28 protein-coding genes are annotated in these 26,009 nt (G+C 53.8%); 13 read left to right on the forward strand and 15 right to left on the reverse strand.

Annotated elements, in window-relative coordinates; genetic code table 11:
- Positions 1-2 precede the first annotated feature (2 nt).
- The 4 genes from AC2FNE_RS13195 to AC2FNE_RS13210 all read right to left on the reverse strand — a co-directional run bounded on the left by AC2FNE_RS13195 (position 3) and on the right by AC2FNE_RS13210 (position 3,732).
- On the reverse strand, positions 3-1,457 hold the full coding sequence (locus AC2FNE_RS13195; RefSeq protein WP_496805544.1) for an efflux RND transporter periplasmic adaptor subunit: 1,455 nt from the start codon (positions 1,455-1,457) through the stop codon (positions 3-5).
- A gap of 106 nt (positions 1,458-1,563) precedes the next feature.
- Positions 1,564-2,106, reverse strand: coding sequence for a molybdenum cofactor biosynthesis protein B (moaB, locus tag AC2FNE_RS13200; RefSeq protein WP_170474807.1), 543 nt, complete (start codon positions 2,104-2,106; stop codon positions 1,564-1,566).
- 262 nt (positions 2,107-2,368) lie between these two features.
- Complete coding sequence (locus tag AC2FNE_RS13205; protein WP_170605921.1) at positions 2,369-2,968, reverse strand: metallophosphoesterase family protein; 600 nt, start codon at positions 2,966-2,968, stop codon at positions 2,369-2,371.
- Complete coding sequence (locus tag AC2FNE_RS13210; protein WP_496805545.1) at positions 2,965-3,732, reverse strand: uracil-DNA glycosylase; 768 nt, start codon at positions 3,730-3,732, stop codon at positions 2,965-2,967. Before AC2FNE_RS13210 ends, AC2FNE_RS13205 begins: the two co-directional genes overlap by 4 nt.
- A 124-nt stretch (positions 3,733-3,856) precedes the next feature.
- On the opposite strand from AC2FNE_RS13210, the gene AC2FNE_RS13215 reads away from it, so the two are divergent.
- From AC2FNE_RS13215 to AC2FNE_RS13250, 8 genes are all read left to right on the forward strand, one after another.
- On the forward strand, positions 3,857-4,051 hold the full coding sequence (locus AC2FNE_RS13215) for a hypothetical protein (protein WP_496805546.1): 195 nt from the start codon (positions 3,857-3,859) through the stop codon (positions 4,049-4,051).
- Between the two features lie 39 nt (positions 4,052-4,090).
- Positions 4,091-4,336 (forward strand): hypothetical protein, encoded by a 246-nt coding sequence (locus AC2FNE_RS13220; protein ID WP_170605916.1) that lies wholly within the window; start codon positions 4,091-4,093, stop codon positions 4,334-4,336.
- Positions 4,337-4,493: 157 nt separating this feature from the next.
- Positions 4,494-5,429, forward strand: a complete 936-nt coding sequence (locus AC2FNE_RS13225) for an aspartate carbamoyltransferase catalytic subunit (RefSeq protein ID WP_170605914.1) — start codon at positions 4,494-4,496, stop codon at positions 5,427-5,429.
- Positions 5,426-5,944, forward strand: a complete 519-nt coding sequence (locus AC2FNE_RS13230) for a hypothetical protein (protein WP_496805547.1) — start codon at positions 5,426-5,428, stop codon at positions 5,942-5,944. Before AC2FNE_RS13225 ends, AC2FNE_RS13230 begins: the two co-directional genes overlap by 4 nt.
- Positions 5,929-6,315, forward strand: a complete 387-nt coding sequence (locus AC2FNE_RS13235; RefSeq protein ID WP_170474790.1) for a hypothetical protein — start codon at positions 5,929-5,931, stop codon at positions 6,313-6,315. The genes AC2FNE_RS13230 and AC2FNE_RS13235 overlap by 16 nt, the downstream gene beginning before the upstream one ends.
- A complete protein-coding gene (gene pyrC, locus AC2FNE_RS13240; RefSeq protein ID WP_170605910.1) occupies positions 6,312-7,592 on the forward strand; it encodes a dihydroorotase in 1,281 nt (426 codons plus the stop codon). Before AC2FNE_RS13235 ends, pyrC begins: the two co-directional genes overlap by 4 nt.
- On the forward strand, positions 7,592-8,197 hold the full coding sequence (gene plsY, locus AC2FNE_RS13245; RefSeq protein WP_170474784.1) for a glycerol-3-phosphate 1-O-acyltransferase PlsY: 606 nt from the start codon (positions 7,592-7,594) through the stop codon (positions 8,195-8,197). Before pyrC ends, plsY begins: the two co-directional genes overlap by 1 nt.
- 217 nt (positions 8,198-8,414) lie before the next feature.
- Positions 8,415-8,888 (forward strand): YHS domain-containing (seleno)protein, encoded by a 474-nt coding sequence (locus tag AC2FNE_RS13250; RefSeq protein ID WP_496805548.1) that lies wholly within the window; start codon positions 8,415-8,417, stop codon positions 8,886-8,888.
- A 141-nt stretch (positions 8,889-9,029) separates the two neighbouring features.
- Here the strand turns inward: AC2FNE_RS13250 and AC2FNE_RS13255 are convergent, their stop codons facing one another.
- Positions 9,030-10,013 (reverse strand): quinone oxidoreductase family protein, encoded by a 984-nt coding sequence (locus AC2FNE_RS13255; RefSeq protein WP_170605908.1) that lies wholly within the window; start codon positions 10,011-10,013, stop codon positions 9,030-9,032.
- Positions 10,014-10,206: 193 nt separating this feature from the next.
- Here AC2FNE_RS13255 and AC2FNE_RS13260 point away from each other — a divergent pair, with 193 nt between their 5' ends.
- Complete coding sequence (locus AC2FNE_RS13260) at positions 10,207-11,064, forward strand: DUF2189 domain-containing protein (RefSeq protein WP_170605906.1); 858 nt, start codon at positions 10,207-10,209, stop codon at positions 11,062-11,064.
- 16 nt (positions 11,065-11,080) lie between these two features.
- Here AC2FNE_RS13260 and AC2FNE_RS13265 read toward each other — a convergent pair whose 3' ends face one another.
- Positions 11,081-12,067 carry an NAD(P)H-quinone oxidoreductase gene (locus tag AC2FNE_RS13265; protein ID WP_496805549.1) on the reverse strand — a complete coding sequence of 329 codons (987 nt, stop codon included), beginning with the start codon at positions 12,065-12,067 and terminating at the stop codon, positions 11,081-11,083.
- A 64-nt stretch (positions 12,068-12,131) separates the two neighbouring features.
- Positions 12,132-12,824: a COQ9 family protein gene (locus AC2FNE_RS13270; RefSeq protein WP_496805550.1), complete on the reverse strand. Its 693-nt coding sequence runs from the start codon at positions 12,822-12,824 to the stop codon at positions 12,132-12,134.
- A 108-nt stretch (positions 12,825-12,932) separates the two neighbouring features.
- Here AC2FNE_RS13270 and rpsU point away from each other — a divergent pair, with 108 nt between their 5' ends.
- The gene (rpsU, locus tag AC2FNE_RS13275) at positions 12,933-13,139 is read left to right on the forward strand and encodes a 30S ribosomal protein S21 (RefSeq protein ID WP_005614280.1); all 207 of its coding nucleotides are present in this window, start codon (positions 12,933-12,935) and stop codon (positions 13,137-13,139) included.
- A 292-nt stretch (positions 13,140-13,431) separates the two neighbouring features.
- Entirely contained in the window at positions 13,432-14,562 is a 1,131-nt protein-coding gene (locus tag AC2FNE_RS13280; protein ID WP_496805551.1) for a CAP domain-containing protein, read from the forward strand.
- 50 nt (positions 14,563-14,612) lie between these two features.
- On the opposite strand, the gene ppk2 is transcribed toward AC2FNE_RS13280, so the two are convergent.
- Both ppk2 and AC2FNE_RS13290 read right to left on the reverse strand, forming a co-directional pair.
- Positions 14,613-15,530, reverse strand: a complete 918-nt coding sequence (ppk2, locus tag AC2FNE_RS13285; RefSeq protein WP_170474765.1) for a polyphosphate kinase 2 — start codon at positions 15,528-15,530, stop codon at positions 14,613-14,615.
- A 271-nt stretch (positions 15,531-15,801) separates the two neighbouring features.
- Positions 15,802-16,260 carry an Lrp/AsnC family transcriptional regulator gene (locus AC2FNE_RS13290; RefSeq protein ID WP_170474762.1) on the reverse strand — a complete coding sequence of 153 codons (459 nt, stop codon included), beginning with the start codon at positions 16,258-16,260 and terminating at the stop codon, positions 15,802-15,804.
- A gap of 136 nt (positions 16,261-16,396) precedes the next feature.
- Between AC2FNE_RS13290 and ald the strand changes: the two genes are divergently transcribed.
- Positions 16,397-17,515, forward strand: coding sequence for an alanine dehydrogenase (ald, locus tag AC2FNE_RS13295; protein ID WP_496805552.1), 1,119 nt, complete (start codon positions 16,397-16,399; stop codon positions 17,513-17,515).
- Positions 17,516-17,647: 132 nt separating this feature from the next.
- On the opposite strand, the gene AC2FNE_RS13300 is transcribed toward ald, so the two are convergent.
- Complete coding sequence (locus AC2FNE_RS13300; RefSeq protein ID WP_170475393.1) at positions 17,648-18,454, reverse strand: mechanosensitive ion channel family protein; 807 nt, start codon at positions 18,452-18,454, stop codon at positions 17,648-17,650.
- Positions 18,455-18,673: 219 nt separating this feature from the next.
- Here AC2FNE_RS13300 and AC2FNE_RS13305 point away from each other — a divergent pair, with 219 nt between their 5' ends.
- Positions 18,674-19,372 carry a glutathione S-transferase family protein gene (locus AC2FNE_RS13305; RefSeq protein WP_170605896.1) on the forward strand — a complete coding sequence of 233 codons (699 nt, stop codon included), beginning with the start codon at positions 18,674-18,676 and terminating at the stop codon, positions 19,370-19,372.
- Positions 19,373-19,426: 54 nt separating this feature from the next.
- Here the strand turns inward: AC2FNE_RS13305 and AC2FNE_RS13310 are convergent, their stop codons facing one another.
- From AC2FNE_RS13310 to AC2FNE_RS13330, 5 genes are all read right to left on the reverse strand, one after another.
- Positions 19,427-19,873 carry a YtoQ family protein gene (locus AC2FNE_RS13310; RefSeq protein ID WP_170605894.1) on the reverse strand — a complete coding sequence of 149 codons (447 nt, stop codon included), beginning with the start codon at positions 19,871-19,873 and terminating at the stop codon, positions 19,427-19,429.
- An 80-nt stretch (positions 19,874-19,953) separates the two neighbouring features.
- The gene (gene pheT / locus AC2FNE_RS13315) at positions 19,954-22,350 is read right to left on the reverse strand and encodes a phenylalanine--tRNA ligase subunit beta (RefSeq protein ID WP_496805553.1); all 2,397 of its coding nucleotides are present in this window, start codon (positions 22,348-22,350) and stop codon (positions 19,954-19,956) included.
- A 78-nt stretch (positions 22,351-22,428) separates the two neighbouring features.
- Entirely contained in the window at positions 22,429-23,220 is a 792-nt protein-coding gene (locus AC2FNE_RS13320; RefSeq protein WP_496805554.1) for a CE1 family esterase, read from the reverse strand.
- A gap of 524 nt (positions 23,221-23,744) precedes the next feature.
- Positions 23,745-24,818, reverse strand: a complete 1,074-nt coding sequence (pheS, locus tag AC2FNE_RS13325; RefSeq protein ID WP_170605888.1) for a phenylalanine--tRNA ligase subunit alpha — start codon at positions 24,816-24,818, stop codon at positions 23,745-23,747.
- Between the two features lie 77 nt (positions 24,819-24,895).
- Positions 24,896-25,963, reverse strand: a complete 1,068-nt coding sequence (locus tag AC2FNE_RS13330) for a Hint domain-containing protein (RefSeq protein ID WP_496805555.1) — start codon at positions 25,961-25,963, stop codon at positions 24,896-24,898.
- Positions 25,964-26,009 lie beyond the last annotated feature (46 nt).

Raw genomic sequence — 26,009 nt, forward strand, 5'->3', positions numbered from 1 at the left:
GGTCAGCCTCCGGCCCGGGTCTCAAGCCGGCGAACCAAAGAAGCCGGCACGCTTGCCTCACGAAGCTGATCCAATACCCGATCTTTGACTGCCTGCGGCATGTGACTGCTTGCTTCGACCTGTGCCACAAATCGCGCGCGCTGTTCGTCAGTCAGTTCGACCATGTCCGGTTCGACATCAGCACTGGCTTCAACACGCAAAGGTCGCACACGAACGCCAGAACCCAAAAGCGGAGTTCGACCAATCACAACTTCGCGGCCTGCCAGTCCTTCGCCCCGCAGTAAAACCTCATCGCCCTGTCGTCTCACCAGTTGAACGGGCAAAGGCTCTAGCCGGTCGTCTTTTCCAAGAACCAGTACATTACCAGTGGCGTCCAGAACCGACGATGGCAAACGAACCACATTTTCCAGGGGTTGCTCTTCGACAGTTACAGTTACGAAATCCCCGGGTTTAAACCCCTGCGCACCGTCAAGGCGAGCAAAGACCAAACGTCCTGTCTGTCCCTCTCCTGCCGACCCGCTGTCGCGACTGATCAGACCGGTTGCAGTCAGGTCAGTTCCGGTAACTTCCAGCGATACGGTGACAGGTGCCTGAATCAAAGCGCCGGTATCATCCAGCAGTCTCACATATTGTGCTGTGGATACACGGAACGCGACCTCGAGCGCGTTTGGGTCAACCAGTTCAGCCAGTTTTTCGTTCGCTGAAACAAGTCGCCCTTCTACCAGCGTCACTCCTGTCAGAGTTCCCGCGAAACTGGCATGGATTGTCATGTCTTCCAGATCGCGCTCTGCTCCATCCAAGGCAATTCGGGCGCGCGAAAGCAATGTTGTGGCCTGATCAACCCGCGACTCAGCCTGCGCCAGGGCAATCCGACTGGAAAGAACAGCCTGCTGTGCTGAAGTTGCCGCCAATTCAGCCTCTTCCACGCTGGCTGCCGCTCCGACTCCTCGTGTTTGCAAGTCGCGCTGACGTTGAAGCGCACGTTCCCGCAATTCGGCTTGCGCTTCGGCAGATCGCAATTCATCTTGCGCCAACAGAAGCGAACGTTCCGCGTCACGTTCTTCGAATTGCGCATCAAGCAAGTCGGACTTGGCGCTGTCCAATGCAGATTGAGCATCTGCAGGATCAAGCTCGACCAACAGTTCGCCTGAAGTGACCGTCCCCCCATCTTCAAAATCCTCGGCCAATGCGACCACACGACCAGCGAGAGCCGCGCGCAACTCAAGCCGCCGACGGCTCTGTACCTGACCGAATGCTTCTAAATAAGGAACCACAGTTTCCGGCTGAGCTGTTCTGACACTGACAGCAAATATACGCTCTCGGGCCGCGGGTGCCTGCGTATCGCGGGTGAGGACATCTTGAATTGCCCCGGAAATCATATGACCAGCTACGAACAACAGGCCCAGCGTCATAAACGCAAGGAAAACACCGACAAGGCTTTGCCTTAGAAATCGCATTGATGTCTCAGCTCCGTTTGCGACTGTAGCCCTACGAAAAAGGTAGCTGAGCAATGAAAATTGCCAAGCCACAACACAGTTACTTAGTGTTTAACGCACGAACATCCTACTTCCGTCGCAGATGTTCGTCCAATCTGGGCAATATTTCCACGAAATTGCAGGGGCGGTGACGATAATCGAACTGTTTTTCAAGGATGGCATCCCATGCGTCCTTGCAGGCACCAGGACTGCCGGGAAGAGCAAACAGATATGTCCCAGCTGCTACGCCTCCAGTGGCACGTGATTGAACGGCCGAGGTGCCAATCTTCTGCATTGAAACGATTGTGAAAACTGTTCCAAACGCATCGATCTCTTTTTCATAAACATCTCGGTGCGCTTCAACCGAAACATCTCGACCTGTTAGCCCGGTGCCGCCAGTCGAAATTACCACGTCAATCTCGGGATCGGCCACCCATAGACGCAATCGGGCAGCTATTTCGGAGCGCTCATCCTGAACGATTTGTCGGTCGGCTAGAATGTGTCCGGCCTTTACAATGCGATCGACCAAGGTCTGACCTGATCGGTCATCCGCCAAGGACCTTGTGTCGGAAACCGTAAGAACAGCAATCCGGACAGGGATGAACTCTTTGTTTTCGTCAATATTCGTCATGCAGTTCAGGCCCTTTCCATAGTAGAAAACCGAACCATCGGTGGCAAAGACAGGCCATCGTTGATCCAGACTAAAACTCCCGAAGCAGTGGCCTTCGAGTCCAAAACCCGAAGCTCACCGCCCGCAAACCAACAGACCAGTCCATTCTTCGCGGAACATTCTTGGGCCTTGTTCAAGTCAAATAGAAGGAAATGCGGCAGAAGTGAGCACTTGGTAGGGTAAACAAACTTTGACAAAAACGCAGGCAAAGTGTCAGGTCCGGTCATAAGCTAACCTCAAACCAATTCGGGCGAGGCCCTAAATTGGCCACTTGTGTTCGTCCGATCGCACCACGAAAACCCCAGCTGTCGTGTATGTGGCCACAGAAAACAAAGTCTGGCTGAACCCGTTCAATTGCATCTCGTATCGCGGTGGACCCGACTGAAATACCCTGCGATGTAACATCGCCACAACCTTTGGGTGGAGAATGCACAATCAATAAGTCTGCTGTTTCGCAACGATTTAACAACTCTAACGCTTCGGCTTCAGTCATGTCGCAAGACCAATCACCAAATGGCGTAACCGGTACGCCATAGCCCAAACCGAACACGCGAAGCCCATCAATCGTCATTCCAGAGCCATGTAGCACATGGACACCTTCTGGCACGGCATCAGTCAGTTCTTCGGCGCTTTCAGCATTGCCTGGCACAAGGACCAGCGGAACGGATATGCCCGACAGCATCTTCATCGCCTCATCCAAACCACTTCGTGCATTACAATAGTCGCCAGCTCCGATTACCAGATCGGCTTCCGCACTTGCTGCAACTAGGTCGGCAGCACGATTGCGGGCAAGATGCAGATCGGAAAACGCTAAAACCCTCATTTGTCAGTTCTCAGCCATGACTTCAGCTCCAGCAGGTCTGCCCACGCCTGTTTCTTCATTTGTGGTTGACGCAGCAAATAGGCCGGATGGAACATAGGCAGGACCGGCAGGTCAAATGCCTGATTCCATTGTCCCCGTAACCGGGTAATCCCTCTTTTGCCCAGAACGGCCTGACAGCTGATATTGCCCATCACAACCAAGACCTTCGGTTTGGCTAACGCAACGTGCCTTTCCAGAAATGGTCCCATCATGCCTATCTCTTCAGGTTTGGGGTCACGATTTTGCGGCGGCCGCCAAGGTAGAACGTTAGTAATATACACGTTCTTCGTCCGATTCAGATCTATGGCAGCCAGCATCCGGTCCAATAATTGCCCGGCGCGGCCTACAAAAGGCTTACCCTCGCGATCTTCGTCACGACCCGGAGCTTCACCGATAATCATAACCGGTGAGCACGGGGTTCCGTCTGCAAAAACAAGTTGACGCGCACCGCGTTTCAGTTCGCACAGATCAAACGCCTCCATCGCAGCCCGTAAATCTGAAAGCGTCCCAGCGGAGGTTGCAGCCTGCTGAGCAACTAAAGCTGCGTCTAACGATTCAGACTTCACAGGTGTGGCAGGTTTCGCGGTAGGTTTTTTAGACTTTGGTCCAGTATCCGGAAGCGCATAACGATCCACTGGCGCGTCACCAATCGCCTCGGTTACGCCGAGTTCGATCTGCCATTCCAGCAGAGCCCGCGCGGTGTGAATGTCCAAGCCCGATTCCATGGAACTAATTTACCCTCCTTTGGGCTGAGGGAAAGCGAATAGAACTTGATATACGAACGGTACGCACAGACGATGCACGCATCCATGTTGTTGACCTTGCGATTCCTTCTGATCGGACTGATCCTTGCCTCGTTGGCAAGCGGCCCAGCCTCGGCCACATTTCACGACAGACCTGGCCAATGCAGAGGCGGCCAAATCAAATGCGGCGCTCGCTGCTGCTCAGCCGGGCAAAGATGCAGCTTTGACGGCCACTGTATACAACCCGGCGGGAATTATTGTGGCGGCGGACGATCCTGTGGCCCATTTGAACGCTGCGTAGCAGGCGGAACCCGCTGTGCGCCAATAGGAGCTAATAAATGTGTCTCGCGACTTGATTGTCCGGGCGGAAGCTTCTGCAACGCTCGTGGCGAATGTGAACGCACATCGCCCGAATTCGACCCCACTCCGCCGACCAGGTGCGATGATGGGCTTACATGTGCGCCGGGCTCAGCTTGCTTGCCCGGTGGGGGATGTTCGCGCCCGGGCTGGTTCCTGTGCGAGGAAACCGGATCGCAATGCAGGCCGGGTTTCAAGTGTTCGCAACACCAAGGATGTGTTCCAATGAAAGCAATCGATTGTGGATATGGCAAATGGTGCAAGCCCGGCGAGCAATGTTTGCCCGAAGGTGGTTGCACTAAACTACCTGAAGGCACCGAACCTTAGGTTGCCAGGTGCCTTGCAGCTTCATATAAGCGGCCCGATTGTCAGACAGGAGCCAGCCCATGAGTTTCGCCCATCGTCACCTACTTGGCATCGAACATCTGTCGCAATCCGATATTACCGCTATTCTAGATCTGGCCGAAAAATACGTGGACCTGAACCGTCGCTCAGCCAAGCACTCTGATGTACTTTCAGGTCTTACCCAGATCAACATGTTCTTTGAAAACTCAACCCGAACCCAAGCCAGTTTTGAACTGGCTGGTAAGCGGTTGGGCGCAGACGTCATGAATATGGCGATGCAGGCAAGTTCGATCAAAAAAGGCGAAACGCTGATCGACACGGCGATGACCTTAAACGCAATGCACCCAGATTTGCTGGTTGTAAGGCATCCCCATTCCGGCGCGGTCGACTTGCTGGCGCAAAAGGTAAATTGCGCAGTTCTGAACGCAGGTGATGGTCGGCACGAACACCCTACTCAGGCGTTGCTTGACGCATTGACCATTCGCCGCGCCAAAGGTCGGTTGCACAGGTTGAACATCGCTATCTGCGGTGATGTCGCCCACAGCCGCGTGGCACGGTCAAACCTGATTTTACTTGGCAAAATGGAGAACCGCATCAGGCTGATTGGCCCTCCTACTTTAGTGCCCGCACAATTCGCCGAATTCGGTGCGGAAATCTACGACGACATGAACGAAGGCCTAAGGGAAGTTGATGTTGTGATGATGTTGCGCCTGCAACGAGAGAGGATGGATGGTGGGTTTATCCCTTCGGAACGGGAATACTATCACCGCTATGGTCTTGATGCTGCCAAGCTGGCACTGGCCAAACCCAAAGCCATAGTTATGCACCCAGGGCCGATGAACCGAGGTGTCGAGATTGACGGAACGCTGGCAGACGACATCAATAGGTCTGTTATCCAGGAACAAGTCGAAATGGGCGTCGCAGTTCGTATGGCCGCGATGGAACTTCTGGCCCGCAACCTTACCGAGGCCGCATGAACGATCTGAACATAGCACCCTACGAACGCGGCGTACTGCGCCTGTTTCACTTGGACATGCGTCCCGAAGAAGCGAAGTTTCTGCGAGAACCAGGCGCGGTCGACCAGGTTCTTGGTGTGACAGGGCTTGACGCAGAACAGATCGACATATTCCCGGTCTCAGATCTCGAGGATTTGGGCCTATATGGCTATTTGCACGACGGCTGCGGTATTTCAGACGACCAACTGAACCGAGAAAAGCTGGATGCCATTGAAGGTTGGGTTTTGGTCGTGCGGAGCGCCGCCTTTCGCGGTCGTGAGGCAACGCTGACGCTCGATCCAAGGGTTCGTTTGGTTGACCTGTTTACCGAGGCGGTCACAAACTGGTCCGGCGGGAAAATCGAAACTGAGAGCGCCTTGCCATTCTCTGGGCATCAGATTTTGGAACAAGACACTAATCCGCGCAGAATTGGGTCAGCCATTTTAGCTGTGGCATTTGTAACTGTCATAGGAGGCTTACTTTGGATGATCCTGTAACTTTCGCACCGAGCAAGGCGGCCTATATTCGTACCAACGCGTGGCTTGCGGCCGGGGCCATGGCTGGCGCAATGATTGTGTTGTGGGTGATTGGTAATCCCTACGTCTGGACAGGCGCTCCCGCGGGCCTTGCCGCAGTCACTGTTCGCGCCTGGTATCTGGCCTCGGAGGAATTGGCCACCAGTTGGCAGATGACGGATACTGCCCTTACAGGTCCTGGCCCCCGCAAAGTCCCGCTAATCCAGATTGCAGCGGTCAACAAGATGGGCAGCTTTGTTCAGATCGTTACCAATGGTGGTGAAAAACACCTGATCAAGTACCAATCTGACCCCGCAGCAACGAAAGCCGCGATCGAAAGGGCAATGGCATGAGCACCATAACCTTCACAAATGCCCGCTTGATTGATCCGGAAAGCAGTGAGGACTTTATCGGATGGCTGCAAATCGCTGAAGGTCACATCGCCGCGAGGGGAGAGGGAACTCCACCTGTTTCCGACGAACAAACAATTGACTGTGGCGGTCAGTGCCTCGGGCCTGGTATCGTCGATATTGGCGTCAAAGTGTGCGAACCGGGCGAGCGACACAAGGAAAGCTATAAGTCCGCTGGGCTCGCAGCAGCTGCAGGCGGTGTGACTACCATAGTCACGCGCCCTGACACTTCTCCAGCTATCGATACACCCGAAAGTCTGGAATTTGTCACTCGCCGTGCGCAGGCCGATACTCCTGTCAACGTGCTTCCCATGGCTGCCCTAACCAAGGGTCGGGAAGGGCGCGAGATGACCGAAATCGGATTTCTGCAAGATGCTGGCGCCGTCGCGTTCACAGATTGCGATCATGTCGTCGTCAACACCAAGGTCTTCTCGCGTGCGCTGACCTACGCGAAATCCTGCGGAGCATTAGTGATTGCTCACCCACAAGAACCCGGTCTGAGCGGCGGTGCAGCAGCGACCAGCGGAAAGTTTGCCGCGCTGCGCGGTCTGCCGGCCGTGTCCCCAATGGCCGAGCGAATGGGGCTGGACCGAGACATCGCTTTGTTGGAAATGACCGGGGCCGCGTATCATGCCGATCAGATCACCACAGCGCGCGCCCTACCCGCTCTGGAACGAGCAAAGCGAAACGGGTTGGACATAACGGCAGGAACGTCAATTCATCATCTAACGTTGAATGAGATTGACGTGGCCGACTACCGTACGTTCTTTAAGGTAAAGCCACCACTGCGTTCGGAGGATGACCGTTTAGCAGTTATAGAAGCCGTTCGGACTGGTTTAATAGACACTATCAGTTCAATGCACACGCCTCAGGACGAAGAAAGCAAACGTCTTCCATTTGAAGAGGCCGCGTCGGGCGCGGTCGCGCTTGAAACTCTATTGCCCGCAGCGTTGAGGCTGTATCACGCGGAGCAATTGGACCTGCCATCTTTGTTCAGGGCCATGGCCCTGAATCCTGCCAAACGACTGGGGCTTAATAGTGGTCGATTGGCAATAGGTGCTCCGGCCGATCTGGTGTTATTTGATCCCGACGTTCCTTTTGTTCTGGACCGCTTCACTCTCAAATCAAAATCTCAGAATACTCCATTTGACGGGCAAAGATTGCAGGGTAAGGTCACCGCAACTTACGTCGCTGGCGAACAAGTCTACCGGAGAACCTGATGCCGATCTTTGATAGTACAACAACTCAGCTCATTCTTTGGGCTGCGCTGGGGTATCTTATGGGTTCTATACCGTTTGGTATGATCATTGCCCGTGCGATGGGTCTAGGGAACTTGCGCAATATCGGTTCAGGAAACATCGGTGCAACCAACGTTTTACGAACCGGAAACAAGGCCGCAGCCGCGTTAACCCTTCTTATGGACGCGGCGAAGGGTGCGGCGGCGGTTCTTTTGGCTCGTTCCTTGGCTGGAGAGGATGCGGCGCAAGCTGCCGCACTTGCGGTTTTTCTGGGTCATTGTTTTCCGGCCTGGCTTGGGTTCAAGGGCGGAAAAGGCGTGGCAACCTTTCTAGGGCTATGGCTGGCACTAGACTGGCGCGTCGGGGTTTGTTGCTGCCTGACTTGGCTTGTCGCAGCAGCAATATGGAGAATTTCGTCTTTGGGCGCACTTGTTGCGGCGGCTTTGTCGACCACGTGGGTAGTGATACTGACAGACGGCTCCACCTTCATACTGGGCGTTATTCTGACCCTGTTAGTATATTGGCGGCACAGTGCCAATCTGGCTCGTATTCGCGCTGGAACCGAGCCTAAAATCGGAAAGTCCTGACTGCGCTGGGTCTTTAAAAAATCTGTGCTTTCTCTGCATTTTTGAACAGCTGCCCTTAGTACCTGCACAATCACGATTGATTGCTTTGAACGTGAACTCGGCGTTTCCCAACTCGGATGGCGTGACCTTCAATTACAGGAGGCACAGACAACTTAATCTGGGTCGTCTAAGCAAAATTTGGATGCTTGAAAACGATCCGTGCTCGAAGGATGAAAACATGAACAGGATCAGATCCATCATTAGCGGCGTTGCACTTTCAGTCGCCATCGCAAGCTCGGCATTGGCGGCCGGCGTAGAACTTAACACAAGTACGACTGGGCTGGCACTTCAGGGCTATGACCCCGTCGCATACTTCACCGAAGGTCTACCCACCAAGGGTGATTGGCAGATAACCACATTGCACAACGACGCAACCTATCGCTTTGCCAACGAAGACAACAAGACTGCGTTTGAGGCAAATCCGGAGGCGTACCTACCGGCCTACGGAGGCTATTGCGCGTTCGGAGCCGCGATGGGTTTCAAGTTTGACGGCGACCCCAACTATTGGAAGATCGTGGACAACAAGCTGTATCTGAACCTGTCCGAAGGCATCCAGAAACGTTGGGAGGGTGACATTCCCGGATTTATCGAACAGGCCAGCAACAACTGGGAAACGATTGCTGACAAAACCCCGGCGGAGTTACAGCAGTAATAAAGCGCTGAGAGTGCGAAAATCTTGGCGGCAGGAATCCTGCCGCCAAATTTGTTTGTGCTTCAACTACAAATGGTGCCGATAGTTTCTGTCGCTGAAGGTAGACGCGTATCGGTCATACTAAATCGAATATAAGTAAATCTATGGTTCTAAAATTGTACTGCCGGTGGTTTGCCGCGCTTCAAGTGCGCGATGCGCGTTGGCGACATCCTCTAATGGGAATTGCTGATCAACGTGTATCTTGACTTCTTTGCCCTCAACCTTGCCAAACAACCTCCTCGCCATGGCCTGACAGACACTGGGGTCCGAGATATGCGTAAATAAAGTCGGTCGTGTCAGCCGAAGCGATCCTTTTTGCGCCAAAACCCCTATGTCCAAGGGCGGCACTGGCCCAGAAGCATTGCCGAAGGAAATCATCATACCCAGCGGCTTGAGGCAATCCAAAGATCGCTCAAACGTGTCCGCACCCACGGAATCCATCACAACATCGACGCCTTTCCCGTCGGTGATTTCCAAAACACGCGCAACAAAGTCCTCGGTACGGTAGTTTATGCAATGGGCCGCACCATTGAATTGCGCGAGGCTGCATTTCTCATCCGTACCAGCGGTGCCTACCAGCGTGATCCCTTCAGACTTGGCCCATTGGCAGGCGATCAGGCCCACTCCGCCCGCCGCAGCATGAAACAGAACCGTATCCCCGCGCTTCAACGGAGTGGTCCGATGGAACAAATATTCCACGGTCATCCCTTTTAGCATCATCGCAGCCGCGGTTCGGAAAGAGATGCTTTCAGGCAATGGACAGACTTGCGCTGCTGGCATCACTCGAGCCTGTGCATATGCACCCGGAGGGGCACTGGCATAAGCCGCCCTTTGTCCCTGACTCAAATGAGTGACACCCTCACCCACGGCTTCGATAACACCGGCGGCCTCCATCCCCAAAGCATGAGGCAATGCCAACGGATAAAGACCGCTGCGCTGGTATACGTCTATGAAGTTCAGTCCGCAGGCCTGATGCCGGATGCGAACCTCTCCCGGACCCGGATCGCCAACATGGCGTTCTTCGATCCGCAGAACTTCGGGACCGCCGGTTTCGTGAATAACTACGGTCTTTGCCGTCAGCTGCATGGTGACCTCCCTCTGTTATAGAGCAAAGCTATCACGCCCGAACGATAGGGCAATCCATTCAATCCGCAGGCTCGGAAAGACATAAACGCCATAATGTGGTATAATTCACTTAGGCGTTGAAGGATCATTCGGTCCGGACACCCAAAAAACCGGATGCATCCTTACGCGCCAAAGCGCTGTGGAGGGGATGATCATGGGCAAAACAATCGGAAATCCAATCAGTTGGGCCGCTAGAAATCTTGGTGCGACCAGTTCACATATTGCGGAAAGCCTTTCCAGGGTAGGCAGTTCGGACACTCAACAACTTCCTATGGTTAAAAGGCTTACTATTCAGGATCTGCGCGACTGTCTTCGCGCTGGTTATCGGGACTTCCTCGAAACCCGCGCCGACGCAATCTTTGTCGTGCTAATTTACCCAATTGCAGGTATGTTGATGTTCGGTTTCGGACTAAACATGAACATGATCCCGCTTCTGGCACCGCTGATCGCTGGATTTGCACTGATAGGGCCAGTGGCCGCCGTTGGGCTGTATGAAATTAGCCGGAAAAGAGAGTCGGGAGGCGAAGTTCATTGGCTAGACGCCTTTGGAGTATTTCGCTCGCCCTCGTTTGGCGCAATTCTGGCATTGGGGTTTTACCTGATAGTTCTTTTTTTGATCTGGCTAATGGTGGCACAAAGTCTCTATTCACAAACACTTGGGCCCGATTCGCCCGTTTCTTTCGGTGCCTTTGTGACTGAGGTTTTCACCACAAGCGCTGGCTGGGTTATGATTATACTGGGAACTGCGATCGGGTTTGTTTTCGCGCTTGTGGCACTTGCTATTAGTGTTGTCAGCTTCCCCTTGTTGCTGGACAAGAAAGTCGGGCTACCGATCGCAGTGGTGACCTCAGTTCGGGTCCTGCGAGAAAATCCGGGCGTAATACTTACGTGGGGTTTCATAGTCGCGGCCTTGCTGCTGCTTGGTGCTATTCCGCTGCTGCTTGGCCTGATCATCGTAATGCCGGTACTTGGCCATGCCACCTGGCATCTGTACCGGCGTGCCATAGCGTGACCATTGGTCCGGGCCTTTAGTCTGCAACCTTAAGAACGATCTTTCCGATGTGGCCCGAACTTTCCATTCGCGTGTGCGCCGACGCGGCGTCCGTCAGATCAAACTCGCTATCCATAACTGGAGCGACTTTCCCGGCCTCGAGCAACGGCCAAACAGCCTCAAGCAAATCTTGCGCAATAAGCGCCTTGGCCAGATTACTTTGCGGTCGTAACGTACTCCCGGTTAAAGTCAGACGCTTGACCATCATAAGCGCAAAGTTGACCTCAACTGTTGGTCCTTGAAGGAAAGCGATCTGGACCAGACGGCCATCTTCGGCCAAAGCTTTGAGGTTTCGGGGTATGTAATCCCCACCAACCATGTCGAGGATCAAATTTGCGCCGCCTTCAGTGCGCATGACGGCAACAAAGTCTTCATCTTTGTAATTTATCACTTTTTCGGCTCCGAGGCTGACACAGGCGGCACATTTTTCGTCTGATCCTGCTGTGGCAAAAACCCGGGCGCCGAACGCGTGTGCCAGTTGGATTGCCGTTGTTCCAATCCCGCTGGAGCCGCCATGAACCAGAAACCTTTCACCGGCCTTCAACCCTCCTCGAGTGAACACATTAGACCATACAGTAAAGAAGGTCTCAGGCAAGCAAGCAGCTTCTTTTAGGCCCATCCCAGACGGCACAGGCAGACAATGCGCTGCCGGTGTCGCAACGTACTCTGCGTATCCGCCACCGGGTAACAACGCGCAGACTTGATCGCCAACCGCCAAACCTTCAACACCTTCACCAACAGAAACAATTTCGCCGGATGCCTCAAGGCCCGGCAAGTCGCTTGCACCCGGCGGCGGATCATAGGCCCCTGCCCGTTGCAGGGCATCAGGGCGATTAACGCCGGCGTAGGCGACCTTGATGACAACCTGACCGTGTCCAGGTTTCGGAACCGGACGTTCGGTCAGTTGCAAAACATCCGGGCCACCAGGTGTCGTTATTTCAACGGCGCGCATCATCTGTGTCATCTGCCAATCTCCTTTGCCGATTGCCTAACAGGCATCAGGCTAAAGGCCCAGTCGCAAGTTCAGATTACTTTCGGGGGTTAAGCAAACCGGGAAGGTCAGCCCGCATCCGAACCGGTGCCTTAATTTGTCCAGCCAGCCAGTTGGGGATAGACAGTAAGGGTTTCAAGAGCGGGTTCCCGTTAACTTGCGCCTTGAGCTTTTCAAACTGCATTACACCCTCTATGCGGCGATCAAGAAATTCCCACGTTTTTTGATTGTCTGGACTGTCATCCCCCAACCAATACAACAGGGTCGAGGAATAAACACCGGACAAAGTCGCGCGTTTGGTATACCAGTTCACATCGTCTGAGGTGTCACCAAGCGCATCCCAAATCTGATCGCATGTGCCCCAAATCGCCTTCGCTCCGTCCGCTGCATACATCGGCAGAGCAAACAGAGTGACCCCCCGGCGAACCGCCTCTTTATCGTGTACGGCTTGCAAACGAAACCTAACTGCTGCTGCAATTTTTTCGCGGAACTTCAGCCCACTTAAATCTTCGGACTTTATCCGCTCCAACATTTCTGCATCACCGCGCGCGTGGAACGCCAATGCCAACTCCACTGCGCCGCGAGGACAAATGATACGAGCCATGCCTTCATCCAGACCGCAATCGACGACTGCGGCGCGAAAGCTCACCTCGGACCAGCCGTCAAATGGCACATGGTCCAGAATAGCATCCAACAGCTGTTGCTTCGTGTCTTCGTAAGTCACTGTCATTGCGTTTCTCCGATTCTGGCCCAGTACTAGACAAGATAGGTGCGCTTTGCTATACGGCCACCTCCTGCAAATCCTTGCAACTCTATCTAGAAAGGTGGTGACAACCACATGCAGGTTAGTGTTCGCGACAACAATGTCGATCAGGCGCTTCGTGCCCTGAAGAAAAAGCTGCAGCGCGAAGGCGTGTTCCGTGAAATGAAGCTTAAGCAACATTTCGAGAAGCCGTCGGAAAAGAAAGCGCGCGAGAAAGCTGAAGCGATCCGCCGTGCCCGCAAACTGGCACGTAAGAAAGCCCAGCGCGAAGGTCTGCTCTGAGATCTGCGTCTCGTCCAGCTTTGGATGACACAATTTGACGACCCCCGAGGCGGCGCCCGGGGGTTTGTCGTTTTTGGATCAGACGTTATTCGCCGATAGGCCGTGGGTTGCTTGCGGTAATTTGCCGACCGCGCGCTGGACCGTTTGGACCGGCATATTACAGCCAACCGAATCATCCAAGCCAGCACCACCTTGCCAATACCTGATCTGATTGCGCCGGACGCTTTTCTACCAACCAAAATCCCTCTGTAACTGGTCGCGTCCGAAAGGACGTGAACAAACGGAGGCATAAATGTCGACAGCAAGTACAATCGAGTGGGAAATGCTGGCGCTGATTAACCAAGAGCGCGAATCCCGCGGATTGGATCCACTGCTAATGGAAACCCAACTGAATGATTCATCAGAGGATCACAGCGCCTGGATGCTGGATACGGACAGATTTAGCCACACAGGTGAAGACGGATCATCCGCAACCCAGCGGATGCGGGCAGCTGGATTCGATTTTGAAGGCAGTTGGCGGTCAGGCGAGAATATCGCGTGGCAATCCGAACGCGGCGCGCCTGGTATCAGCGATGATGTTGCACAACTGCATGAGAATTTGATGAGCAGCCCGGGTCACCGTGCTAACATACTCAACCCTGATTTCAGGTATATTGGCATCGGCATCGAGACCGGTGATATGCGGGGCTACGACGCGGTCATGGTTACTCAGAACTTCGCCACGACCAGCGCTCCGGTTCTGCTGGATCAAGGCCTGGCTTTTGTAGAACCTATCCCGACCCAACCTGCAGAAGAATCTCTGCAACCTGTCGAGGAAGAAACCGTCGAACCGATCGAAGACGATTATCAAACCGCCGAAGAAGTTACTGCGGAACCAGTGGAAGAAATTGACCCGCCCACTCAAGAAACCGTTGTGACACCGGTTGAAGACAACGACGAAACCGTTGAAGAAAACGTCGCAGAGCCTGACGGAAGCGAATACGAAAAAATCGAAGAGGAAATCGCCGAGCCGGTTGAAAGCGGCGAAAAACCTGTCGAGGAAAATGTTGCGGAACCGTTAGAAAGCAGAGACGAAACAGTCACGGAAGACATCGTTGAACCGGTCGAAAGCAAAGACGAGCCATACGAAAAAGCAGTCGTGGAATCTGATGTCACTGACATCAAAGAATTTGACGTGCAGGCCTTTTTGGTTGAGGTCGAAGAAATGGTGAACACCTTGAAGGCTCGCTTCGATCAGTTCGATTGGAATACGTCAAAGTGGGCTCAACCTGAGTCCAAGTCGAATGATTTCGACTTTGCATTCAGCCTTGGCTCTGACGAAGAAGAGACATTCGCCGAAGAAGAAGGCGCAATCGATGAGTCAAGTCAGGATTTCGACTGCACTGCAACATATGAAGTAAACTGGGCCTTTGATTTCGGGTGATCGAAATTTGGATACGGGGCTCCGTGTCCCGTATCCAATATCTGCCTGATTCAATAAATCTTGGGCACATGCAACTCGTCTGGCAAAATACGGCGCTCGTATTCGGGGTTATAACGACGATCAGGAAGCGTTACCTTTTCCTGCGGAACATCATCATAAGGTATTTTGGTCAAAAGGTGCTCGATACAATTCAGGCGCTCACGTTTCTTGTCGTTTCCTTCCACGATATACCAAGGCGCTTCGGGAATGTTGGTGCGGAAGAACATATCTTCCTTGGCCTTCGTATACGCCTCCCAACGAATTCTAGACTCCAAATCCATAGGCGACAGCTTCCATTGCTTCATAGGATCATGAATCCGCATCAAGAACCGCAATTGCTGTTCCTCATCCGTGATTGAAAACCAGTACTTTAACAAAATAATTCCTGAACGAACCAGCATACGTTCAAATTCAGGAACGTCTTGAAAAAACTGTTCGACCTGACTTTCGCTTGCAAATCCCATAACCCGCTCGACACCCGCTCGGTTATACCATGAACGATCGAACAGAACGATTTCGCCAGCTGCGGGTAAGTGCGGGACATAGCGCTGAAAATACCATTGGCTTTGTTCGCGGCGGCTTGGTGCGGGCAAGGCGACCACTCGGGCGACTCGCGGATTCAGACGTTGAGTAATCCGCTTGATCACACCGCCCTTGCCGGCACTGTCGCGACCCTCAAACAGGATGCACACCTTGGCACCTGTATGCTGAACCCAATCCTGAACTCTGATCAATTCAGCCTGCAGACGCAGAAGATTGCGGAAATACAGCTTTCGGTCCAGCATATCTGGATGCTGTTCGCGATAGATTTTTCGGATCTCCATTGAAAGCATCGGCTCATTGAATTCGATCTCGAAATCTTCGTCGAGCGTGTCTTCCAGTTCAGCTTCCAACCAGTCCTGCGCAGCGTCATTAATGTCGTGTGCCAAGGTCTGCTCCTTATAATTCTTCGGGTCCGGACCGTATCGGCGCTGTGTAAACGACATATGTCGTCAAGGACGCGATTTCGCCAAAAAGTCGCTGCCCTTTGGCAATGCAACCTAAAGCGCCAGACTTTAAATGTGGCCCGTTCGGCAATAGGATACAAGCGCGAGAATTGACGCAACCAGAACCTCCGGGACGTCGCTAATCCAAACAGCTGAATTTGTGTGCACCTATCAATTTGGGAGATGAATCCGAAGACTTTTGGCGCTTTAAAGGTCACACCGGAAGTGCGGTCGTTTTGAATACAGTTCGCAACGCAAAAGAACTCTGCATTTGGGCCACGCCGGGTAGGCGAGACAGGTATTGGCGGTGAATACGTGCGAAATCTTCTGTATTTTCCGCAACAACCTTCAGAATGTAATCCGCTGTGCCAGCCATCAGATGGCATTCCAATACGTCCGGGATCCGGGCTACGGCCTTTTCAAAGGCGTTCAGGACTTCTTCGGCTTGTCCCTGCAGCGTGATTTCAACGAAAACCGTTGTCGGGACATTCATTTTGCGGGCGTCCAGCAGGGCGACGTAGTCCTTTATATAGCCTTCTGCCTCCAGACGTTGCACTCTGCGGTGGCAGGCCGAAGGCGAAAGGTTTGCCTGATCCGACAACTCGGAATTGGACATCCGCCCTTTGCGCTGCAGCGCGGTTAGAATCTTACGATCGGTTGCATCCAAACTCATTTGCGCACGTCTATTGCATGACTTGGCCTTATTGTCGAATAAATTCCCGCGTTTTTTGATTTTCACAAGCAGGGTTTCACAAAAATTGCGCTCAATTTTGCACATAATTTAGGCAGTTCATGTATGGAGAACCTCAATGAAGATCGGTTGCCCCAAAGAAATCAAACCTCAGGAGTTCCGTGTAGGAATGACCCCGAACGCAGCTGGCGAAGCCGTGGCACACGGGCATGAGGTCATCATCGAAACCAATGCTGGAACAGGTTCCGGCTTTGAAAACGAAGCATATGTCGCGGCCGGCGCTCGAATAGTCGACACCGCGGAAGAGGTTTTCGCAACGGCCGACATGATCGTGAAGGTCAAGGAACCACAGGCGGTCGAACGCAAAATGCTACGCGAAGGTCAATTGCTGTTTACGTACCTACATTTAGCGCCTGATCCTGATCAGACCCACGATCTGTTGGAGTCAGGCTGCACCGCGATTGCTTATGAAACCGTCACCGATGCCAACGGAGGACTGCCGCTGCTGGCGCCAATGTCCGAAGTTGCAGGCCGCCTTGCGCCACAGGTCGGATCGTGGACACTGCAAAAGGCCAATGGCGGTCGCGGTGTGCTGATGGGCGGCGTGCCTGGTGTGGGCCCGGCCAAGATCGTCGTCATTGGGGGCGGAGTTGTAGGCACTCACGCCGCTAAAATCGCTGCAGGCATGGGCGCAGACGTCACCGTGCTGGATCGATCCCTGCCGCGCCTGCGTTATCTGGACGACGTATTCGGCGGAACGTTCAAGAACCAGTATTCAACCGCGGGCGCAACTGCCGAACTGATTCAGGATGCCGAAATGGTAATTGGCGCGGTGCTTATCCCGGGGGCGGCTGCTCCCAAGTTAGTGACCCGCGCACAGCTGTCGACAATGAAACCCGGCGCGGTTTTGGTTGATGTAGCAATAGACCAAGGCGGTTGCTTTGAAACCTCAAAGGCAACCACGCATGCGGACCCGATCTATGAAGTGGACGGGATTATGCATTATTGCGTCGCCAATATGCCCGGCGCGGTCGCGAGAACGTCAACCATTGCTCTTGGAAACGCCACTATGCCATTTCTTTTGGCCCTGGCAGACAAGGGTTGGAAAGAGGCATGTCAAGACGATCCGCACCTGTTGGCAGGTTTGAACATCCACGCGGGCCAACTGACCTATTACGCTGTTGGCAAGGCTCTTGGGATCGACGTCGTCTCTCCGTCAGTTGTCATTAAATCCTAGCTAAATTTACCGTTTATGGCACGGTTTGGAAAAGTCTTCTGTCTAATCAAAAAAGGTGCCGCGCGAATCGCGCGGCACTTTTCGTTTTGAAGTACTGCCATTTCACACTTCTGGACACAGGGTCCATGGCTTTCAGCCCTGCCTTTGGATCTCCACCGAATGCGGGTATGGGATCGAAACTCCCTTTGCGTCAAAGGCTTCTTTGATGGTTTTTGTCAGTTCGAATTTGACGTCCCAATAATCATCTGCCGCGCACCAAAGACGCGCCGTCAGGTCGACCGAACTGTCACCCAGATTCGTCACCCTTACCCAAGGCTCCGGATCGCCCAGAATGCGCTCATCGGCTTTTGCTACGTCCAAAATAATCTGCATTGCATCATCTGCGCTGTCACCATAATCGATGCCAAACACCAGATCGACGCGTCGAGTATCGTGAGCTGAATAGTTTGTAATAACCGACCCCCATGCCTGACCATTCGGCACGATGATTTGAACATTGTCCGGGGTAACAAGCTCTGTCGTGAAAAGGTTCAGGTCTTTGACCGTCCCAGCAGTTCCACCAATATCAACGTATTGCCCCAGTTTGTATGGCCGGAAAACAACCAACATCACGCCCGCGGCAAGATCGCTGAGTGTCCCTTGAAGGGCAAGACCGATCGCCAACGATGCAGCACCCAGAATAGCGACAATGCTGGTAGCCTGAATGCCAAAGATCCCTAATACTGCAACGAACACAATCGCCAAAAGCACCCATTTGACCAGGCTGGCAACGAAATTTCCAAGTGTCGGGTCGATATGTGGTGTCGCGTTTATCCGACGGCGGACCACACCGCTTATCGCTCCGGCCAAAATCCAGCCGAGCACCAATACAATCAGGGCTTTGATCGCGTTCATAATCAATGGACCGAACGCGCCCACCTGTGTTGCAACTTCTTCCACGCGCATCTCCTTTTCGACAGCATACCCGGGCATCTAGCGCGGGGATCATAAGTGAGTTTGTTCCAAAGTTCTTGTTGGGTCTAGGGGCCGGGTTGCATGGTTTTCCCCCCAAGTGTTCCCCTGCAAACATCTGCTGACCTTTTACGCACAGTTCCGGAACTGACAAGGTGACGTGGTTTTGTCAAAGTGCCCATGAGTTGCACGAGAAAGGAACCTCCGATGCTGGATGTAAGCTCATTCCTGATCATGTCAAAATGGCCCCCGCAATGGCCTGAAAGGATTCAGCTATATTCGTTCCCAACGCCAAACGGCATAAAGGTGTCAATTATGTTGGAAGAGACCGGGCTTGCCTATGAACCGCATCTGGTCACTCTTGCTGATGCGGATGTCAAAAGCCCCGAATTCCTATCGCTCAACCCCAACAACAAAATTCCGGCAATCGTTGATCCAGACGGACCCGATGGTCAGCCAATTGGGCTATTCGAAAGTGGAGCGATACTACTTTATCTCGCAGAAAAAAGCGGCACACTCCTTGGGCGGTCACCGTCTGAACGACATCGCATCACCCAGTGGCTGATGTTCCAAATGGGTGGTATTGGCCCGATGCTGGGTCAACTTGGATATTTTCATAAATTTGCCGGCAGTGAAATCGAAGATCCTCGTCCGCGCGCGCGTTATCGTGACGAAGCCAAACGTTTGCTGAACGTTTTGAATACACAGCTTGACGGCCAGGATTGGATCGCCGGGGACTATTCAATAGCAGACATTGCCATTGCATCATGGTTAACCGCGCTGGATTTTTATGGCACCAAAGACGTCGTGGGGTGGGATGAGTTTACCAACCTTCCGATCTATCTTGACCGTTTCCTTGCCAGGCCTGCGGTTCAGAAAGGCAGGTCGATACCGGCACGCGACTAGTTTGTAAATCAACGCGAACGGCTCAAAATATCCGTTCGCGATCTTTGCATTTGGCTAATCAGACAATTTTCCGGTTAAAACATATCGCAGAATCTCAACTACCTGTCCTGGTTCTTCCGCAACAGCCAAAGCAGCGGCATCCACCTCTTTCAGCGCATGCTGATGATCGGGACCGTGCAACACGATGATCGATTTGCCCAAAGCCGAGGCATAACCCGCGTCAAATGCCGCGTTCCATTGTTTGTATTTGTCGCCAAAACGAACAACAACGACATCAGAATCCAAGATCCCTTTTCGGGTACGAATTGCGTTGAGCATGGCACCTTTGTGGTCGTGCCAGTATTTGTTTGGCTCGCCTCCCAAAATGGCTACGCCGCAATCATCGCTTGCACCATGATCAGTCACTGGGCTGCTAAAAGTTACCTCTAAGCCACGTGCGCCATCGATAATCTGTTCGCGCCAATCGGTGTGTATTTCTCCGGAAAGGTAAACCTTCAGCATGTCTTTCTCCTTTTCAGGTAACCAAAGTAGATAAATGGCTCTCGCCTTACCAAAGTGATCACACCATGGGCGAAGCGACTCTAGCCGCGCAGAACGCCGCCTGTTGCCTTAGCGACTTTTTCGACAATTTTCGCGCTGACCGCTTCGATATCCTGATCTTTCAAGGTCGCTTCTGAAGGTTGAAGACGCACTGTAATGGCCAGAGATTTCTTGCCGTCGCCTACATTGCCGCCGATGAACTCGTCAAAGACGCGCACATTATCAATCAGAACCTTGTCAGCACCCGCCGCTGCATTGACAAGTGTCAATGCCTCAACCTGCGCGTCGACCACGAACGCAAAATCACGTTCGACCGCCTGCAGGTCCCGCAGTTCTAAAGCCGACCGCGTTGCACCGGATTTACGCGGCATAGGAACTTCTTGCGGCCATACGACAAATGCCATCGCCGGTCCTTTGACGTCCATCGCCTGCAAAACGCGTGGGTGCAACTCACCAAACACACCCAGCACTTTTTTGGGTCCTAAACAGATTTTTCCGTGCCGCCCCGGATGCCACCAAGAATTTGCTCCACGCATGATCTGAACTTTTTCAGGCGCTCCGATAGCCGCAAGAACTGCTTCGGCGTCAGCCTTGGCGTCAAACACGTCCACCGAGCGAGACGCTCTGTGCACATCTTTAGGACCACTATTTCCAACCAGAAGACCGGCGATTTGTGTCGTTTGATCGCCAGGCTCGCCATCGTGAAAAACCGGGCCCACCTCGAACAAAGCCAAGTCGGAATAACCGCGAGCCTGGTTTCGGGCGGCAGCCTGAAGCAACCCGGGCAACAGATCCGGGCGCATGTGGCTCATTTCCGACGAGATCGGGTTTTCCAGCATGGTGGTATCATCGCCGCCGCCAAACAGCGCGGCCGAAGCCTGATCAATGAAAGTGTAGGAAACACACTCATTGTAACCTAGCGCCGCACACGTGCGCCGCGCCATAGACTGGCGCCGTTGAGACGGGGTCATAACCGGCTTGGGTATCCCGCTATTGGCACGCGACAATGGCTTGCCTTGAAGTTTGGTCAGCGATGCGATCCGGGCGACCTCTTCCACCAAATCGGCTTCACCCATGATATCCGGACGCCAGCTTGGAACTTTGGCCATTTCACCGTCCAACTGAAATCCAAGGCGGGTCAAGGTTTGACGCTGTTCGCTTTCCGGGATGTCCATGCCTACCAGAGATTGCACACGCGCAGCATCCAGCCGGTAAGAACGTGCGTGATCCGGCGCCTTGCCTGCCTCGACCACGTTCGAAGCCTCTCCTCCGCAGATATCAAGGATCATCTGAGTGGCATGTTCCAGCCCTTCCAGAGTGTATTCTGGGTCGACGCCACGTTCAAACCTATAACGCGCGTCCGAGTTGATCTTAAGCGCTCGCCCGGTCAGGGCAATCTGTACGTGATCCCAAAAAGCACTTTCCAGAAATACATTCACTGTATCTGCGGTACAGCCGGTTTCCTCTCCTCCCATGACGCCCGCTATTGATTCCGGCCCATTGTCGTCGGAAATCAGCATCATTCCGGGCTGAATAGTGTATTCTTTTTCATCCAGCGCAACCAACTTCTCGCCGCCTTTGGCGCGATGCACGCGCAGATTTCCTTGAACTTTGTCTGCATCAAAAACATGCAAAGGGCGGTTATGATCAAACGTCATGTAGTTGGTGATATCCACCAAAGCCGAGATCGGACGCAACCCGATCGCCTTCAACTGGTCTTGCAACCATTGTGGACTGGGACCATTTTTGACACCTTTGATCAAACGCCCGGTGAAATGAGGGCATCCGTCCAACGTGTCGTCATCAATCGTCACCTTGATTGGGCTTTCAAAATCTCCGGGTACAGGCGCAAAATCCCGTTCTTTGAGCTTACCGATGCCACGAGCAGCCAGATCGCGTGCTATCCCAGCAACGCCCAATGCATCCGGGCGGTTAGGTGTGATAGCGATTTCAATCATTGGATCAACTTTGGCCGGGTCATTCTCGGCCAGCCAGTCGACGAACTTGTCTCCGACCTTGCCCGTGGGCAGTTCTATGATACCGTCATGTTCGTCTGAAAGCTCCAGCTCCCGCTCGGATGCCATCATACCAAAGCTTTCGACGCCGCGGATCTTGCCCACATTGATCGTCAAGTCCAGACCGGGGATGTACATGCCAGGCTTGCAGACAACTACGGTAATTCCCTCGCGTGCGTTCGGTGCGCCGCAGATGATTTGCAGGTCGCCTTCGTCAGTTTCAACCGTGCAAACGCGCAGCTTGTCTGCGTCTGGGTGCTTTTCAGCATGCTTGACGCGACCCAGCGTAAATCCTTTAAGGCGGTCCGCCGGGTTCACGATCTCTTCGACCTCGAGGCCGAGATCGGTTAGCGTTTCGGCAATCTCGTCTACTGACGCGTCGGTTTCGAGGTGATCTTTCAGCCAAGACAGAGTGAATTTCATTGCGCGGAGCCTTTTTTGGCAAACATCCAGTCGGCCAAGGCAATGGCAAAGATTGGGCCAAGGTGCAAGCGTTGCGCGTTACGGATAGGTGGGGTTGCGGCCCAAAAGTTCGTCTAACTGCCGACCGATCCAGCCGTGAGGGATAAAATGCCCGCCCGGATGCGTGTCCAGCACCACCTGCCCCTGTGCGCAATCGCTCCATTCTATCCGGCTGAGCGTCAGGAATGGCTCGACGCTCCAGTCGCCCCTCGGCGTCGCTGTCCGGCAATCAAAAGCCTCGCGCCATAGCGCAACCGGATAGGTCTTGTCGCCATTCGGACCTATAGGAAAATCCATGACTGTGTCGCTTAGCCCGTGCACGTGGCGCACTTCGCGCGGGGCTTGCGGGCAGTCTTCGGTCTGCCGGATCGAACCAGCAACAGCCAGCAATGCTGCAGTGCCGTCACCCGACTGGCAGGCATAGCGCCACGCCATAGCGCCGCCGTAGGAATAGCCGGACACATAGATGCGCTTAGGATCCACTGGATAGCGTTTGGCCACATCCTCCAAAACCCGGTTCGCAAAGGCCACATCGTCGGATTCAGAGGTCCAGAAATCCCAAGTTTTGCGCTGACCGTTCGGCGCCACCAACAACACGCCCCTCAGCTTGGTCGCGCCAGCGATCCGCGAGTGATTTACCACCACATCGCCCTGCCGTGCCCAACCGTGAAAATGCAGCAACACTGGCAAAGTCGTTTCGCCGTCCCAGCCATCCGGTTCAAGTACATGGTACGAGCGGTCGCCAAGGTCGCATGCCACATCGCTGTGGCAGTCAATTGCTGCGGCTTGTAGTGGGAAGAGGAACAACAGGCAGGTCAGAATCCGGAACATAAGCTAGAGTCTACAAAACCTGCGCCTCAAGTCACGTCACAACCCCGTGGGAGGTCGCCATAAGCCGCTCGATCTGGCTATTAATCAGTTTTGAATTGGCAGCGTCTTTTGGATGTCTTCTACTAATAAAGCCGTCTTATTAAATACGTCTCGGCGCATTTCCGTCAGCGCCGCAGCAAGCAAGTTTTAAAATTTTTTCATGTCGCGCTGAGCGCTCGGACTCGACGTATCTGCGGCATACTCTGCGAATTCATTGACACTTTTCAAAACCTGATCGGAAGCTAGCAAAGACAATTCCATCCTGAGCGAATTGTAGGTTTCTAGTCCACCATCACTGTTTAACTGCATAAAGGACCGCATGAAGTTTAGATAAAGCTCGCGTTTCTTTGACACTAGGTCAGCTTCTCGATCCAGTCGTTTTTGCACTCTGTAAGTAATTGTGGCTCCGACTACCGCTATCAGCGCCACAAAAAGAGTCACCAAGCTCGAAAGGTTGTCGGAATTCAGGAGATTCGGGACATTACTCACCTACTCAAACCACCATGCAGGTTCGGCATATCCAGCGCGGCAAACCCATAGTGGCGCAGCCAGCGCAGGTCTGAATCAAAGAACGCCCGCAGATCAGGGATGCCGTATTTCAGCATCGCCAGACGGTCGATGCCGATGCCGAAGGCAAAGCCCTGATAGACCTCGGGGTCGATCCCACCAGCGGCGATCACCTTGGGGTGGACCATGCCCGACCCCAGAATCTCCATCCAGTCGTCGCCCTCACCGATCTTTAGCTGACCGTTATCCCAGGAACATCGGATGTCGACCTCGGCCGAGGGCTCGGTGAACGGGAAGTGTGAGGCGCGGAAGCGCAGTTCGACGTCGTCGACCTCGAAGAAGGCCTTCACGAACTCTTCCAGAACCCACTTCAGGTTCGCCATCGAGATGTCTTTGTCCAAGGCCAACCCCTCGACCTGATGGAACATCGGCGTGTGGGTCTGGTCATAATCGGCGCGGTAGACGCCGCCCGGGCAGATCACGCGGATCGGTGCGCCCTGCAGCTCCATCGAGCGGATTTGAACCGGCGAGGTATGTGTGCGCAGCACATGCGGCGGGCGGTTATCCCCTTTGGCCCGATGCATATAGAACGTATCCATCTCGGCCCGAGCGGGGTGGTGGCCGGGGATATTCAAAGCGTCAAAATTATGCCAATCAGTTTCGATCCGCGGCCCTTCGGCCACTGAAAACCCCAACTCGGCGAAAATTGCTGTCAATTCTTCGGTGGCCTGACTAACAGGGTGGATTGAACCCTGACGGCGCGGACGCGATGGCAAGGTGACATCCAGCCATTCCGTACGCAGCCGCTCATCCAGAGCGGCATCCGCAAGTGCCGCCTTCTTAGCGGTAAGAGCCGAGTTGATCTCATCCTTGAGGGCGTTTAGTGCGGGTCCTGCAATCTGGCGCTCCTCGGGGGTCATTTTACCCAATTCGCGCATCTTCAGCGCAACTTCACCCTTTTTCCCGACGGCGGCGACGCGGATCGCCTCGAGCGTGTTTTCGTCGCCCGCTTCGGCGATCTGCCCCAGATATTTTGCCTTGAGATCGTCCATGACGCTTTCCGAAACTTGCCCTGAATTCTGTTCAAGTCCTGCTATCACAGCAGTCCGCGAAAGCAAGAGGGCGTGGATCAGATCGCCCGCAGCATTGCCGCCTGTGCGCCGCACCGTACCGGGCGGACAGTCTGGCCATAACCTGCCGGATGATTCTGCAATTCAGGGAACAACAAAAAAAGCTCGCGCGCTGCGTCTTGATCAAGACTGGATAACGCCTGTGCGCCCGGAAAGAAACTTTCCGAAATCAAACCAGATGTTGATACCAACTGATGCCGATCGAAAAACAAATGGACATAATGCACGATATCGCAGGGCGCTGATGTGACAGTCACTCCGTCAACCAATGACTTAGCGGGAACCGGAACCTCATCTTCGCCGAACAGCAATTGAGCTTGCCAACCCGTCACAAGAAGCCGGTGCTGAGGTGAAACGTAAACATCAGCATCGGCACTCAGCGCCCCTGCGTGGATACAGATGGGTGCAAGCCTGCCGTGCCCCTTAACCGTACGTCCCCCGGCCCAAAGGATCGGACAGGGACCATCATCGATCGTTAATACAGCGTCACCCGGTCTAAGCGTCTCCGCCCGCCGCGGGCCCTCCGGAGTATCAACCAGCGTTCCGGCCACAAAACAGGGTGCACCACTGTCGCCAGGTGAAAGATCTCCATAAACCAGCGAATCCGGGTTTGGCTGGTTGAACTGCAACGTAGTCGTTGTTTGGTTCGGCCCCACCAAAACCAGCAGATTGACCGAAGTTTCACCTGCCGCAAGTCCGTTTTGCGCCACGATATTCTGCGTACCGCCGCCAATATCGTAAAAATCGATAACCTCGCCCGTCGAGGTATTTGTTAGCGCGTAAGCTTCGTAATTGTTGGGGCCACCACCATTGGGGTCCGTCAGAAGGATAGGGAAATCATCTGCCGATATAACGAAAACCTGTTCGTTGTTGTCCGGGTCGATCAAGACTTGGACCGAGGGGTCAGTCAATGGGATTTCGATACCGACCTGACCGTTGGCCTGGTAGAACGACACGGTAAAATCCGCCGGATCCTCACCCGGACGAAGTGAGACTTCCAAAAACTCGGAAACGCCTGTCTGAGCGGCATAAGCGTTCGAGTAATGTAGTTCGCTGATACGGGCCATTTCGTTTTCACAGTCAGAAAATTTGGCCCAACACTACGCGAAAACG

The sequence above is a fragment of the Ruegeria sp. YKSD179 genome (genome assembly GCF_059612885.1).

Bases quoted from the DNA above. Each gene is read 5' to 3' on its own strand.
- AC2FNE_RS13250 (WP_496805548.1), top strand. From the start codon at position 8,415: ATGAACAGGATCAGATCCATCATTAGCGGCGTTGCACTTTCAGTCGCC.
- AC2FNE_RS13290 (WP_170474762.1), bottom strand. From the start codon at position 16,260: ATGAGTTTGGATGCAACCGATCGTAAGATTCTAACCGCGCTGCAGCGC.
- AC2FNE_RS13320 (WP_496805554.1), bottom strand. From the start codon at position 23,220: ATGTTCCGGATTCTGACCTGCCTGTTGTTCCTCTTCCCACTACAAGCC.
- plsY (WP_170474784.1), top strand. From the start codon at position 7,592: ATGCCGATCTTTGATAGTACAACAACTCAGCTCATTCTTTGGGCTGCG.
- AC2FNE_RS13310 (WP_170605894.1), bottom strand. From the start codon at position 19,873: ATGCTGAAGGTTTACCTTTCCGGAGAAATACACACCGATTGGCGCGAA.
- moaB (WP_170474807.1), bottom strand. From the start codon at position 2,106: ATGACGAATATTGACGAAAACAAAGAGTTCATCCCTGTCCGGATTGCT.
- AC2FNE_RS13205 (WP_170605921.1), bottom strand. From the start codon at position 2,968: ATGAGGGTTTTAGCGTTTTCCGATCTGCATCTTGCCCGCAATCGTGCT.
- rpsU (WP_005614280.1), top strand. From the start codon at position 12,933: ATGCAGGTTAGTGTTCGCGACAACAATGTCGATCAGGCGCTTCGTGCC.
- pyrC (WP_170605910.1), top strand. From the start codon at position 6,312: ATGAGCACCATAACCTTCACAAATGCCCGCTTGATTGATCCGGAAAGC.
- AC2FNE_RS13225 (WP_170605914.1), top strand. From the start codon at position 4,494: ATGAGTTTCGCCCATCGTCACCTACTTGGCATCGAACATCTGTCGCAA.
- AC2FNE_RS13255 (WP_170605908.1), bottom strand. From the start codon at position 10,013: ATGCAGCTGACGGCAAAGACCGTAGTTATTCACGAAACCGGCGGTCCC.
- ald (WP_496805552.1), top strand. From the start codon at position 16,397: ATGAAGATCGGTTGCCCCAAAGAAATCAAACCTCAGGAGTTCCGTGTA.
- AC2FNE_RS13280 (WP_496805551.1), top strand. From the start codon at position 13,432: ATGTCGACAGCAAGTACAATCGAGTGGGAAATGCTGGCGCTGATTAAC.
- AC2FNE_RS13210 (WP_496805545.1), bottom strand. From the start codon at position 3,732: ATGGAATCGGGCTTGGACATTCACACCGCGCGGGCTCTGCTGGAATGG.
- AC2FNE_RS13230 (WP_496805547.1), top strand. From the start codon at position 5,426: ATGAACGATCTGAACATAGCACCCTACGAACGCGGCGTACTGCGCCTG.
- AC2FNE_RS13260 (WP_170605906.1), top strand. From the start codon at position 10,207: ATGGGCAAAACAATCGGAAATCCAATCAGTTGGGCCGCTAGAAATCTT.
- AC2FNE_RS13195 (WP_496805544.1), bottom strand. From the start codon at position 1,457: ATGCGATTTCTAAGGCAAAGCCTTGTCGGTGTTTTCCTTGCGTTTATG.
- pheT (WP_496805553.1), bottom strand. From the start codon at position 22,350: ATGAAATTCACTCTGTCTTGGCTGAAAGATCACCTCGAAACCGACGCG.
- AC2FNE_RS13330 (WP_496805555.1), bottom strand. From the start codon at position 25,963: ATGGCCCGTATCAGCGAACTACATTACTCGAACGCTTATGCCGCTCAG.
- AC2FNE_RS13270 (WP_496805550.1), bottom strand. From the start codon at position 12,824: ATGACAGTGACTTACGAAGACACGAAGCAACAGCTGTTGGATGCTATT.
- pheS (WP_170605888.1), bottom strand. From the start codon at position 24,818: ATGGACGATCTCAAGGCAAAATATCTGGGGCAGATCGCCGAAGCGGGC.
- AC2FNE_RS13265 (WP_496805549.1), bottom strand. From the start codon at position 12,067: ATGACACAGATGATGCGCGCCGTTGAAATAACGACACCTGGTGGCCCG.
- AC2FNE_RS13305 (WP_170605896.1), top strand. From the start codon at position 18,674: ATGCTGGATGTAAGCTCATTCCTGATCATGTCAAAATGGCCCCCGCAA.